The organism is Gilliamella sp. Occ3-1 (genome assembly GCF_001690655.1).
In the GTDB taxonomy this organism is placed as follows: Bacteria; Pseudomonadota; Gammaproteobacteria; order Enterobacterales; family Orbaceae; genus Gilliamella; species Gilliamella apicola_P.
In genome coordinates this window covers 89,949-103,697 of sequence record NZ_LZHQ01000011.1, presented here as the reverse complement: position 1 = coordinate 103,697, position 13,749 = coordinate 89,949, and the positions used below count along the sequence as shown (strand labels likewise).

The following is a 13,749-nucleotide window of genomic DNA, read 5'->3' as shown; positions in this document are numbered from 1 at the left end:
ATTATTCATCTGCAAACCAACAAATATTACGAGCAGCCATAATAAAATCGCCTGCTTGTTCGTTTGTTATACCTTCAATTTCAGCTAAATCATCAGTACCTTGTTCTGCTAAATCTTCCAAAGTAATGATGTCATGTTGTACTAATTGATAAGCTAACTCTTGTGTCATACCGGGTAGATTTAGCAAATCTTGAGCTGGTTGTTTTTCGCCACTATTTGCTAGTGCAAGTGTTGTTAATGCATCTTTTGCTCGCGTTCTTAAAGCTTCAACAAGATCTTCATCAAGTTCTTCAATTTCAAGCAATTCGTCAACTGGCACATAGGCAAGTTCCTCAAGTGAGGTAAAGCCTTCTTCAACTAATAGCTGTGCAAGCCCTTCATCAATATCAAGATGTTTCATCAAATTATTGATTGCAGCAAAAGATTCTGCATGATGTTTTTCTTGTAAATCTTCGTTACTCATCACATTTAGTGTCCAGCCAGTAAGCTGTGAAGCTAAACGGATATTCTGACCATTTCGACCAATGGCTTGTGGTAAAGTTTCAGCATTGACGGCTACATCCATGGTGTGTTTGTCTTCATCAACAACAATTGAAACAACATCTGCCGGCGCCATAGCATTAATTACGTATTGTGCAGGATTATCGTCCCATAAAACAATGTCAATACGTTCTCCACCAAATTCATTAGATACTGCTTGTACGCGCGCACCACGCATACCAACACAAGCACCAACAGGGTCAATACGACGATCATTACTACTAACTGCGATTTTAGCACGTGAGCCAGGATCACGAGCCACGCCTTTGATGTCAATCATCTCTTCACCAATTTCAGGGACTTCAATACGGAATAACTCTTCCATCATTTCAGGGTTTGAACGGCTAATGCATAGTTGTGCAGGTTTATTATTTTGTTCTACAAGATATAAAATACCACGGACACGATCGCCTATACGGAAGTTTTCACGCGGTAACATATCATGGCGTGACATCATTGCGTCTGCATTGTTACCTAAATCAAGAATCACGCTATCGCGATTGGTTTTTTTGACAATTCCAGTCACAATATCACCAATACGATTTCTAAACATGTCAATGATCATTGCACGCTCAGCTTCGCGTACCTTTTGTACGATAACTTGTTTTGCTGTTTGTGTGGTTATACGGTCAAAAGCAACGGATTCAATTTGCTCTTCAACGTAATCGCCAAGTTTAACAGATGGGTCTTCGTATTGTGCAGCGTCTAATGTCATTTCTTTAGTTGGTTGCGTAACTTCATCAACAACAAGCCAACGGCGGAAAGTGTCGTAATCACCTGTTTTGTGATCTATTTTAACAACAACGTCAATATCAACATTATGCTTCTTTTTTGTGGCCGTTGCTAATGCGGTTTCTAAAGCTTCGAAAATTTTATCACGCGTAAGTGCTTTTTCGTTTGATACAGCTTCAACAACAGCTAAAATTTCTTTATTCATCCTTTACATCCGTACTCTATTTAAGGTTAAAATTAGGTACAATATTCGCTTTTTGAATATTACTAAAAGCAAATACTTCATCTTTATCATCTACAGTTAATGTAATCATTTGGCTATCGATAGACTTAATTTGTCCTTTCCATTTACGGCGATTAGCAACAGGTATACGTAGACTGACTGTAACTTCTTCACCAATAAACCGCTGATAATGCTCAAGCGTAAACAAAGGTCTGTCCATTCCTGGTGATGAAACTTCAAGATTGTAAGCATCTTTGATCGGGTCTTCTACATCAAGCACCGCACTGATTTGACGGCTTGCATCAGCACAATCATCAACCGTAATACCATTTTCACTATCAATATAGACTCGTAGTATAGGATAACGACCACGAATATATTCAACTCCGACTAATTCAAAACCAAGTGCATTAACTGGCTCTTGGATAATATCGGTTAATTGTTGTTCTATATTAGCCAAACAAACCTCCACAGCAGAAAATAAAAAAGGGCATAAAGCCCAACATTCTTTTTAAACTTACGCTTAAATCACTACACGAAAAAAAACCTCGACATGCGAGGCTTACATTCAAAAACTAACTATAATGAAGCCACTTTATTCGAACTTTCAGACAATAACAGGATAGATTGGTTTATGAATGAAAATTTAAGTGGTTGCGGGGGCTGGATTTGAACCAACGACCTTCGGGTTATGAGCCCGACGAGCTACCAAGCTGCTCCACCCCGCGATAGATGAATGAGAATTATACGGCATTTTAAATAAAATGCAACTGCAAATCACACTGATTTTATCAGTAACCTTAAAATTATTAAAAATATGCTACACGTCAATTTTAATATATATATACCACTTAACTTAAGCATGATTGTTTAACTTATATTGGCACAATAATTCCATTTTCAAGCCTATTATTGTGCCCACTATTTAGTACTATAAAGTAATATAAATTACTTGCTAGTTGCCTGTTTCATTGATTGAACAAATTTGGCTAATTGGCTAAGCATTTGTTCGGGATTGTCGAGGTTTTTCTCAATAATTTTTACTGTTGCCGATCCGCTAATTGCCCCAACTGCACCGGATTTAATCGCTTCGCTAACTTGAGTTGGTTCTGAAATACCAAACCCTTGTAACGCAGGTGGAGCGCCAAACTCAACTAATTTTTTGATCAGATGGGTAAGCGGTTTGTTAGCTCGATTTTCAGCACCAGTAACACCTGCTCGTGATACCAAATAGGTATAACCTTTGCCTTGCTTAGCAATACTTTGAATGACTTTATCATCAGCATTTGGTGGACAAATAAAAATCGGTGCTATATTGTATTTTTCGGCGGCCACTGTAAATTCTTGTGCATATTGAGCTGGCAAATCAGCAATCAATACTGAATCAACTCCCGCTTTGGCACACTTGGCATAAAAGTCGTCGATACCATTTTTGAAAACTAAATTAGCATAAATAAGTAATCCTATTGGAATATTGATGTATTGCGCTCTGACATTGGTTAAAATTTCAAAACACTTTTCAACTGTTATTCCTGCTTTAAATGCCCGAATATTGGCATTTTGAATAGTTGGACCATCGGCCATAGGATCTGAAAATGGGATCCCTAGCTCTAGTGCATCAGCGCCAGATTCAATTAAAGTTTGAATGATTTTAAATGACAGTTCTGGCGTTGGATCACCAACTGGAACAAAAGGAACAAAAGCACCTCGTTTTTCGGCTGTTAATGTTGCAAACAGTTTTTGATAACGGCTCATTCTATTTCTCCTTTTGCTTTTAAAATATCATAAACGGTAAAGATATCTTTATCGCCACGCCCTGACAGGTTAACTATTAGTAGCTGTTCTTTAGTTGGATTTTCTTTTATCATTTTCATAGCATAAGCTAATGCGTGTGATGATTCTAACGCAGGAATAATACCTTCATGCCGTGATAACGCTTTAAATGCATCAAGCGCTTCATCATCAGTAATTGAAACATAATCAGCACGACCAATACTATCTAAATACGCATGCTGTGGACCAACTGATGGAAAATCTAACCCTGCCGATATTGAATAAGATTCTTCAATTTGTCCTTCTTCCGTTTGCATCATCGGTGATTTCATACCGAAATAGATGCCAAGCTTACCATGCTTTAACGAAGCGCCATGTTCGCCACTTTCAATCCCATGACCTCCTGGCTCTACACCAATTAATTTGACGGATTTATCATCAATAAAATTAGCAAACATACCAATTGCGTTTGAACCACCACCAACACATGCAATTACTGCATCAGGCAAACGTCCTTCTTTTTCAAGGATTTGTTGTTTAGCTTCACGGCTGATCATCTGTTGAAACTCACGTACAATTGTTGGAAAAGGATGCGGACCTGCTGCCGTACCTAACATATAATGCGCTTTTTCATAACTGCCAGACCAATCACGTAATGCCTCGTTACACGCATCTTTTAAAGTCGCTGAACCAGTTTCAACTGGGATGACTGTTGCGCCCATCAACCGCATTCTAAATACGTTAGGTGCTTGGCGTTTAACATCTTTTGCACCCATATAAATTCGGCATTTTAAGCCAAGTAGTGCGCAGGCTAAAGCCGAAGCAACACCATGTTGCCCTGCACCTGTTTCGGCTATAATTTCAGTTTTGCCCATTCTTTTAGCAAGCAATGCTTGTCCTAAAACTTGGTTAGTTTTGTGTGCACCACCATGCACTAAATCTTCTCGTTTTAAGTAAAGCTTGGTTTTGGTGCCTGCCGTTAGATTTTTACATAAAGTTAATGCTGTTGGTCTACCAGCATAGTTAACTAATAAGTCGTTAAACTCTTTCTGAAAGTTTGGATCGTTGACTGCAGAGATAAAAGCATCTTCAAGTTGTTCAAGCACTGGCATTAATATTTGAGGAACATATTGCCCACCAAATTCGCCAAAGTAAGGATTTAACTTAGACATAACTATTCCTTTTTTTTAAATAAAAATTAAATTTGTTCAAATACAGCTTGGATTTTTTGTTTATCTTTAATTCCTGGGGATATTTCAACACCAGAGTTTAGATCAACGCCTATCACCCCAGTTGCTAAAGCTGACCTTATATTTTTTGAGTTAATACCCCCTGCTAGAATGACATTATTTAAATTATGATTAGTGAGCATTGTCCAATCAAAACATTCACCTGTACCACCATCCCCGTTATCAAACAGATAACGTGAGATTAAGAGATTATTATGTTCAGGAACGGTGCTACCAATACTTAATGCTTTCCAAATTTGGCAAGTTCTGGGTAATTCTTGTCGCAACATTTCGATATAGTTTTCATCTTCATTACCATGCAGTTGGACAGCATACAAGGATAACTGTTTTGCTATTTGAACTACTGTTTCGATCTCTTCATTTCGAAATACACCAACCCAATTAAGCGGTGCTGCAACAATAACTTTTCGAGCCTTAATTGGCTGTATATAACGTGCTGAATTTGTAACAAAAATCAAACCACCATAAACTGCACCAGCTTGATAAGCACTAACAGCATCTTCGGGACGTGTTAAACCACATACTTTATTTTCGCCTAACATCACCTTGCGAATTGCCAAAGTTAAGTTTGGTTCAGACATTAACGCACTACCAATTAAGAATCCATCTGCAAAACGACTCAGTTCTTTAACCTGATTGTGAGTATAAATACCCGATTCACTAATAATAATGCGATCGTTAGGAATTGATTTGGATAAGGCTTTTACCCGATTTAGATCAACCGTCAAATCCCTTAAGTTACGATTATTAATACCGATTACTTTCGCACCCAATTGGATGGCTCTTTCAACTTCGTTTTCAGTACTAGCTTCTGTCAAAATACCCATATTTAGCTTATGAGCAATGTTACTTAGATGACGATATTCATCATCCGTCAATACAGATAGCATTAATAGTACTGCGTCAGCTTGATAATAACGCGCTAAATAGATCTGATATTCATCAATAATAAAGTCCTTACAAAGCACGGGTTGTGTGATTTCATTACGAACTATGGGTAAAAATTCAAAGCTACCTTGAAAATATTTTTCATCAGTCAATACTGAAACTACTGAAGCATAATCTTTATAAACTTTAGCAATAGCGGTTGGATCAAAATCATCCCGAATCAATCCTTTTGATGGCGACGCTTTTTTACACTCTAAAATAAAAACCGTTTTAGGTTGATTTAACGCTTGATAAAAATTGCGATCACTAGGGAATATCGCTGATTTAAAGGTATTAATTGGCTTTACTGCTAACTGCTCAGTTAACCATGTTTGTTTATCTTCAATGATTTTTTTCAATACTGTTGCCATTTCAACATTTTTTACTAATGCTGCAATTCCCATGTTATTCTCCACTTATTATCTTGCTGCTAGTTGTTGTAATAATGCATAAGGTTTACCACTTTGCATCATTTCAATTGCCCGTTGTGCATTTTGTTTTAAATTTGACTCGCCAAATAAGCTCATTAACATCGCAACATTAGCGGCAATTGCTGATTGGTGTGCTGGTTTTCCGTGACCTTGTAAAATGGCAATTAACATATCACGATTCTGCTCAGGTGTACCCCCTTCAATATCTTTTAAGGTAAATGTTGGCAAGCCAAAATCATCAGGTTTAAGCGTAAAATATCGAATTTTACCATCTTTAACTTCAGCAACGTCAGTTTCGCCATGAATAGCAACCTCGTCCATACCTGCGCCATGCACCACATAAGCATGTTTATAATTAAGCATTTTTAATGTTTCAGCAATCGGTTGGATCAAATCTGGATGATACACGCCTAATAAAATACGTTTAGGACGAGATGGATTAATCAATGGTCCTAACACATTAAAAATGGTCCGAGTTTTTAATTGTTGGCGTATTGGTGCTGCATGGCGAAAACCTGAATGATATTGCTGGGCAAATAAGAAGCACACACCAAGTTCATCTAATGCCTGACGAGATGTTTGTGCTGACATATTTAATTTAATGCCTAAGGCAGAAAGCACATCGGAAGAGCCTGATTTACTTGATACACCACGATTACCATGTTTAGCCACTTTATAACCTAATGCTGCAGCCACAAAAGCACTAGCTGTTGAGATGTTAATGCTATTGGTGCCATCACCCCCAGTACCAACAATATCAGTAAAATCATAATCTGGAGAATCAAAATGATCGGCATTCTCAAGCAATGCTAAAGCTGCCCCTGCTATTTCATCCGGTTTTTCACCACGAACTTTCATACTAATTATTGCGGTAGCCAATACAGTTGGTTCAATCTTACCTTGAATAATTAAATTAAATAGTATTTTACTTTCCTCTTGTGTAAGGGTTTGCCCTAAATATAATTTATTAACAATAGGTTGAATATTATACTCTTGCTTATCAACAATAGCTTCCTGTTTTGGCTTCTCTTGTTTTTGTGGAGGATTTAGTGCCCATTTAATAGTTTGTTCTAATAATTCTACACCTTGAATGGTTAATATAGATTCTGGATGAAATTGAAAACCACAAACCCGATCCTCATCATTACGAACTGCCATTACAATATTATTGCAAAGCGCATTGATGGTTAGTGTTTTTGGAATATTTTCACCTTTTAAAGAGTGATAACGAGCCACCGGTAGCGGATTTGGTAATCCTTTAAACATCGCTTGCTCATCATGCTCAATTAAAGATGCCTTACCATGCAAAATATCGCCAGCTGGCACAATCGCTCCACCATAGGATTCCACAATAGCTTGATAACCAAGGCAGATACCAATAATAGGCAATTTACCTTTTAAACGTTTTAACAGTTCTGGCATGCATCCAGCGTCACTTGGCGCTCCTGGACCTGGTGATAACATTAAAATAGGGTTTTGCATTTGTGACAATTTTTCAATAATTACATTTGCAGGGATAGTATTTCGATAAATCGTCACACAATGCTTACTATTACGTAATTGATCGACCAAGTTATAAGTAAAAGAATCAATATTATCAATAAATAAGATATTAGCCATTAGAATACACCTTCTACATTATGCGCTGCCATGATAGCTCGAATAACTGCACGTGCTTTATTACGTGATTCATCAGATTCTGATTGTGGCTTTGAATCTAGCACCACACCACTGCCAGCTTGTACTGTCGCTATGCCATCTTCGACATAGGCACTTCGAATCACAATACAGGTATCAAGATCGCCATTCGCGGTAAAATAGCCAACAGCACCACCATAGCTACCACGTTTAACTTTTTCTGATTCAGCAATTAATTGCATCGCACGAACTTTGGGTGCTCCTGTTAATGTTCCCATATTCATAGTGGCTTGATAAGCATGAAGCGCATCTAAATCACTGCGTAACTGACCAACCACACGCGAAACTAAATGCATCACAAAAGAGTAACGATCCACTTTTAACAAATCTTTGGTATAACGGGTACCGGGTTTACAGATACGCGCTAAATCGTTGCGTGCTAAATCAACTAACATTAAGTGTTCGGCTAGTTCTTTTTTATCGGTGCGCATTTCAAGTTCTAACCTACTATCTAAATCAAAATCAATTTCACCATTTGTGGTTAATCCACGTGGACGAGTACCGGCAATTGGGTAGATTTCAACTTGATTAGTTGCTTTAGTATACTTAAGTGCACTTTCAGGTGAGGCTCCAAATAACACAAAATCACTATCTTGCATATAAAACATGTAAGGGCTTGGATTATTGTTTTTTAATACCTGATAAGCCGATAATGGCTCAGGGCAAGGTAATTTAAAACGCCGTGAAGGTACTGCTTGAAAAATTTCCCCCTGCTCAATTGCATCTTGCATTTTTTTGATAACTGTATTGAAATCATCATCACTTTTATTACATGTCACATCGATATTAGCAAGGGACTGAGTATGAATGGCTTTCATTGGGCTATTTAATGTTGCTTGTAAATTAGCTAACCGTTGTGTTAAGCGCTTAGTTTCTTTTAAATCAGAAGTGAAAACCGTCGTTTTTAAAATGGATTTATGATCTTTATGATTTATTTCTAATATTGTTTCAGCTAAATAAAAACAGAAATCTTGACAACGCTGCTCTGTAGGTAAATTAGGTAAGTTTTCAAATCCAGCGACAAGGTCGTAACAAAATAGCCCACCAACAAAAATCGCATCTTGACCACATTGTTCAGGGATATTCACAATAGTCAATAATGTGCGTAATGCATCAAAAACTGATAGCGACTTTAATCTTGAATCTTCATCTTGCATACTATCAATAGTGGGAAATACCAATTTAAGTGTTTGTTCATCCACTTGTACATTATCTAACTTGTCTGTAAAAGCCTGTTGTAATAAAGGTAATAGCTTTTCACCATTTGTGGTCAATGCCTTAAAAGTCACTTCATTATTTATTGCCGAAATACGTAATGCACTATCGACAATCATGACACTTTTAATTCCTTGCTTATTATCAATTTCGGCTGATTCTAGTAACAACGTTGCCGGTTTACTATCGCACAATTGATAAAACACTTGAGTTGGATCTTGATAATAACCGATGGTTTGGGTTATTTGTGTTAATGTCGGCTTATTCATTGTTGGCTCTCTACATTTAAATTTTTATTTAGCTGATTCGTTTAACATCCAAAAAACTAAAAAACCCGCATAAAGCGGGTTGTGTAAAAAAGACAATACATCATTACATCACCCGCAAAAGGTAACGCACCACCAACCAAAGCTGGTGAATTGACGAGTAATAAGATATAAATATTGTGCTTTCATAATTTTTATCGATTAAAAATAAATTTTGTACTATTAAACTAGTTTACTAGCACACTGTCAAGAGATTATTTATTTTTAAAAACAAACTTCGCATTTATAACTAGGCAAAAAATTTAATAATCTATAAAATGGTTGACTCATTTTTATTATAAAAAATTATAAGGATTTTTGAACTATGCCAGTATTTTATATCGTCATTGGTGTTATTGTTTTGCTTGCGTTAATTACTGTCTTAAAGGCAATTACAATTGTTCCCCAAGGTTATCAATATACTATCGAACGTTTTGGTAAATATACCCATACCCTTGAACCCGGTTTAAATATCATTATTCCGTTTATGGATGGTGTTGGTCGTAAAATTAATATGATGGAGCAAGTACTCGATATTCCATCACAAGAAGTCATTTCAAAAGATAATGCTAATGTGCAAATTGATGCTGTTTGCTTTATCCAAGTACAAGAAGCAGCAAGGGCTGCATATCAAGTAAATCAATTAGAGCGTGCTGTCATTAATTTAATGATGACTAATATTCGTACTGTTTTAGGTAGCATGGAATTGGATGAAATGTTATCACAACGTGATCATATTAACTCTAAGTTACTAAGTATTGTCGATGAGGCAACAAGTCCATGGGGAATCAAAATTACCCGTATCGAAATTCGAGATGTTCGCCCACCAGCAGAATTGATTGCTGCGATGAATGCGCAAATGAAAGCAGAACGTAATAAACGTGCCGAAATTCTTGAAGCAGAAGGTGTTCGTCAAGCAGCGATTTTACGCTCTGAAGGTGAAAAACAATCTGAAATTTTAAAAGCGGAAGGTGAAAGACAATCTGCCTTTTTACAAGCCGAAGCGCGTGAACGTGCTGCCGAGGCAGAAGCAAGAGCAACTCAAATGGTATCCGATGCTATTGCTGCAGGTAATATTAATGCTATTAACTACTTTGTTGCCCAAAAATATACTGAAGCATTACAACAAATTGGTTCATCGGATAATAGTAAAGTGATTATGATGCCACTTGATGCGTCAAGTTTAATGGGTAGTATTGGCGGTATTGCTGAGTTGATTAAAAACACGAAATAAAAAATCAATTTTTATACTTAAACATAGTGTTTCCTGAAACTTTTTAACAAAATCTATAAACGCTATGTTTAAGATTTTTACTGAATGTATTATAAAGGTAATCAATAATGACTGATTTTTTTATGGTTTTCTATAGTTCACCCCATTGGGTATTTATTGCTTTAGGCGGTATTTTGCTGATTATAGAATTACTTGGTACTGGCGGATACGGGCTTTGGAGTGGGATAGCTGCCATTATTGTTGGTTTAATTGCTTGGATTTTACCTCTTTCTTGGCCAATTTTATGGATTTTATTTGCAATTCTAACGCTTGTATCTGCTTATCTTTGGTGGCTTTGGCTCAAAAAGCAAGGTAAAGATAAATCAAGTAAAGGCGAAATCAATCAGCCACAACAAGATTTAATTGGTATTAAAACAGTTGTCACAGATGCTATTGTTAATGGCTCAGGTCGAGTAAAAATCAAAGATGGAACATGGTCGGCAAGATGCGTTGAAGATCTTAATGTTGGGCAGCGTGTTGAAATTATTGCTGTGGATGGTCTAATTTTAGATGTGCTACCTATAAATCAATAGTTTTTTTGCTAGTTATAAAAATAAATAGGGCGCATTAACAATGCGTCTTTTTTATTATAAGAGCGAAAAATGAATTACAAAAAAATGATTTTCATTGGGGTATATGTCAGAAATTACTTTTTTCAAATCACTCAAAGTCATATTCTCTTGTTGGGCATGGTTTTCGGTAAGTTGATCAAATGTAATTTGTGTAATGTTAACTATTTTAATTGTACAAAAATACTCATCAGTTTCAAAAATTCCAACACGAAGCTTATCACCAACTTTAAAATGTGATTCACTCTTATCTCGAATGGTAATGACTTTTAAACCAGCTAAAATATCAGACTTAAAACGTTGATAAAAAGTAATATCATTTTGCACAGCATTATCCTATGTAACAAATCACTCAAATCGATTATTACTAATTTCGAGTAATTATATTTCAAATAATAATGAATAAATATTAAGTTTCAATTTAGGAGGAAAAATTTATGAGCACATATTGTATTTATACAACAATTATAGCAATAACTTCTTAAAAAATGCCCAACAATCAGTTTAAGATTGATGGGCATAAAATAGCTGATTAATTTCAGATTATAATTCAGGGTACTAAAATGCTATAGCTTAATGTGACATTGTTGTCTTTACACCACCCTCAGGGATTGATACGTAAGCCGTTTCTTTATCTGTTCTTTGTTTATTATTACGTACTTTTAGTGCCGTCTTAATACCAAAAAAGATAATACCGTAAACAACTAATAAGAATAAAATACTTAAACCAGCATTGGTATAGTTATTAATAACAATGTGGTGCATATTATCAATTTGTTGTGCAGTTAAATCACTACCTTCTGCAATGCGACGATTGTATTCATTCGCTAAATAGAAGAAACCTTCTAATTGCGGATTAGTACTAAATAATTTCAATGCTAATGCCCATGTTGTACAAATTAATAACCAGATAGCTGGTATTATAGTTACCCAAACATATTGCGCACGTTTCATTTTGATTAATACAACTGTCGCTAAAACTAATGCAACCGCAGCAAGCATTTGGTTAGAGATGCCAAATAATGGCCATAAGCTCTTAACACCGCCTAATGGATCAACAACACCTTGATAGAGTAAATAGCCCCATAAGCCAACACAACCTAAAGTACCAATAAAACCTGCAATGAGGGAATCTGTTTTTTTCAAGAATGGAACAAAATTACCCAATAAATCTTGCAACATAAAGCGACCAGATCGGGTACCTGCATCAAGTGCTGTTAAAATAAATAGTGCTTCAAACAAAATACCAAAATGGTACCAAAAGCCCATATTTGCACCAGGTAAAATTTGATGGAATACATGCGCAATACCTACAGCTAATGTCGGTGCACCACCGGCACGATTTAAAACTGATGGCTCACCAATATCTTTTGCTGTTTGTATAATTTCCTCAGGTGAAATGACAAATCCCCAAGAACTCACTGCGGCGGCGGCATGAGTTGTCACGTCTTGCAATTGAGCCATAATCATGGGTGCATCTTCGGTTCCAAGTCTATGCAAATCTGGCATAGTAACACCTAAAGCTGCTGGCGGTGTATTCATTGCAAAATAAAGACCCGGCTCAATAATTGATGCAGCCACTAAAGCCATCATTGCAACAAATGACTCCATTAGCATTGCACCATAACCAATAAAACGAGCGTCGTTTTCATTGGCAAGTAATTTAGGTGTAGTACCTGACGAAATCAATGCATGGAAACCAGAAACCGCACCACAAGCAATGGTGATAAATAAGAATGGGAATAATGTTCCTTTCCAAACAGGCCCTGTTCCATCAACATATTGTGTAATTGCTGGCATTTTTAGATCTGGATTTAAAATAACAATTCCAATAGCCAAACCAACAATCACTCCAATTTTTAAGAATGTGGCTAAATAATCGCGTGGCGCTAAAATTAGCCATACAGGTAACATTGCCGAAACTAGTGCATAGCCAACTAATACATAAGTAATAGTTGTTGCTTTAAAGGTTAAAGCCGGTCCCCAATACGCATCATGCGCTATAACACCACCAAACCAGATAGATAAAACAAGCAACACAATACCAATAATTGATACTTCTGCTACTCGGCCTGGTCTAATAAATCGCATATAGATTCCCATAAATAGAGCTATCGGAACGGTTGAACAGACTGTAAAGACTCCCCATGGGCTTTCTGCCAAGGCCTTGACTACAATTAACGCTAATACTGCTAAGATGATTAACATGATCAAGAAACAACCAAATAGCGCAATAGTTCCTGGTATTACTCCCATTTCTTCTTTAATCATTTCACCTAGCGATGAGCCATTACGACGAGAAGATAAAAACAACACCATAAAGTCTTGTACCGCACCTGCAAAAACAACGCCTGCAAGTAACCAAAGTGTGCCGGGTAAATAACCGACTTGTGCCGCAAGTACTGGACCAACTAATGGACCTGCGCCAGCAATCGCGGCAAAATGGTGTCCAAATAATACATATTTATTTGTTGGGACATAATTTAAACCATCATTATTAATGACCGCTGGCGTGGCGCGAGTTGGATCTAACTGCATGACTCTTTTGGCAATATACAGACTATAATACCGATAAGCGACTAGATAAATCGAAACTGCTGCCGCAACAATCCAAAGTGCACTAATGTGTTCACCACGCCGTAATGCAATAACTGCTAAACAAATTGCACCAACTATAGCAAGGATGAACCATGGAATATGTTTAAAGATTTTATTATTCATAATGATTCTCTTTGTGTTTTGTAAGATTAATTAATCGATACTTAAAACCATAACAAATTGTTAAAAAATTATAATTTAGGATAATGCAAAAC

The 13,749-nt window shown here is 36.6% G+C and carries 11 protein-coding genes and 1 tRNA gene; 2 read left to right on the top strand and 10 right to left on the bottom strand.

Annotation, left to right across the window (positions count from 1 at the left end):
* Position 1: 1 nt before the first annotated feature.
* From nusA to A9G43_RS03675, 8 genes are all read right to left on the bottom strand, one after another.
* The gene (nusA, locus tag A9G43_RS03710; RefSeq protein WP_034910699.1) at positions 2–1,477 is read right to left on the bottom strand and encodes a transcription termination factor NusA; all 1,476 of its coding nucleotides are present in this window, start codon (positions 1,475–1,477) and stop codon (positions 2–4) included.
* Between the two features lie 16 nt (positions 1,478–1,493).
* Positions 1,494–1,955 (bottom strand): ribosome maturation factor RimP, encoded by a 462-nt coding sequence (gene rimP, locus A9G43_RS03705; protein ID WP_065606733.1) that lies wholly within the window; start codon positions 1,953–1,955, stop codon positions 1,494–1,496.
* Between the two features lie 191 nt (positions 1,956–2,146).
* Positions 2,147–2,223 (bottom strand) — tRNA-Met (locus A9G43_RS03700).
* 220 nt (positions 2,224–2,443) lie between these two features.
* A complete protein-coding gene (gene trpA, locus A9G43_RS03695) occupies positions 2,444–3,250 on the bottom strand; it encodes a tryptophan synthase subunit alpha (protein WP_065560174.1) in 807 nt (268 codons plus the stop codon).
* Complete coding sequence (gene trpB / locus A9G43_RS03690; protein WP_065560175.1) at positions 3,247–4,440, bottom strand: tryptophan synthase subunit beta; 1,194 nt, start codon at positions 4,438–4,440, stop codon at positions 3,247–3,249. Before trpB ends, trpA begins: the two co-directional genes overlap by 4 nt.
* Positions 4,441–4,466: 26 nt before the next feature.
* On the bottom strand, positions 4,467–5,849 hold the full coding sequence (gene trpCF, locus A9G43_RS03685; RefSeq protein WP_065606731.1) for a bifunctional indole-3-glycerol-phosphate synthase TrpC/phosphoribosylanthranilate isomerase TrpF: 1,383 nt from the start codon (positions 5,847–5,849) through the stop codon (positions 4,467–4,469).
* Between the two features lie 15 nt (positions 5,850–5,864).
* A complete protein-coding gene (trpD, locus tag A9G43_RS03680; protein WP_034910686.1) occupies positions 5,865–7,496 on the bottom strand; it encodes a bifunctional anthranilate synthase glutamate amidotransferase component TrpG/anthranilate phosphoribosyltransferase TrpD in 1,632 nt (543 codons plus the stop codon).
* Positions 7,496–9,058: an anthranilate synthase component 1 gene (locus A9G43_RS03675; protein ID WP_065606729.1), complete on the bottom strand. Its 1,563-nt coding sequence runs from the start codon at positions 9,056–9,058 to the stop codon at positions 7,496–7,498. The genes trpD and A9G43_RS03675 overlap by 1 nt, the downstream gene beginning before the upstream one ends.
* A 361-nt stretch (positions 9,059–9,419) precedes the next feature.
* Between A9G43_RS03675 and A9G43_RS03670 the strand changes: the two genes are divergently transcribed.
* Together A9G43_RS03670 and A9G43_RS03665 are read left to right on the top strand one after the other, a co-directional pair.
* Positions 9,420–10,328, top strand: coding sequence for an SPFH domain-containing protein (locus A9G43_RS03670; protein ID WP_034910684.1), 909 nt, complete (start codon positions 9,420–9,422; stop codon positions 10,326–10,328).
* A gap of 107 nt (positions 10,329–10,435) precedes the next feature.
* Positions 10,436–10,900: an NfeD family protein gene (locus A9G43_RS03665; protein WP_065560179.1), complete on the top strand. Its 465-nt coding sequence runs from the start codon at positions 10,436–10,438 to the stop codon at positions 10,898–10,900.
* 54 nt (positions 10,901–10,954) lie between these two features.
* Here A9G43_RS03665 and yqfB read toward each other — a convergent pair whose 3' ends face one another.
* Positions 10,955–11,263, bottom strand: a complete 309-nt coding sequence (gene yqfB, locus A9G43_RS03660) for a N(4)-acetylcytidine aminohydrolase (protein WP_065606727.1) — start codon at positions 11,261–11,263, stop codon at positions 10,955–10,957.
* A 246-nt stretch (positions 11,264–11,509) separates the two neighbouring features.
* Positions 11,510–13,660, bottom strand: coding sequence for a carbon starvation CstA family protein (locus A9G43_RS03655; protein ID WP_141674012.1), 2,151 nt, complete (start codon positions 13,658–13,660; stop codon positions 11,510–11,512).
* Positions 13,661–13,749: the final 89 nt, after the last annotated feature.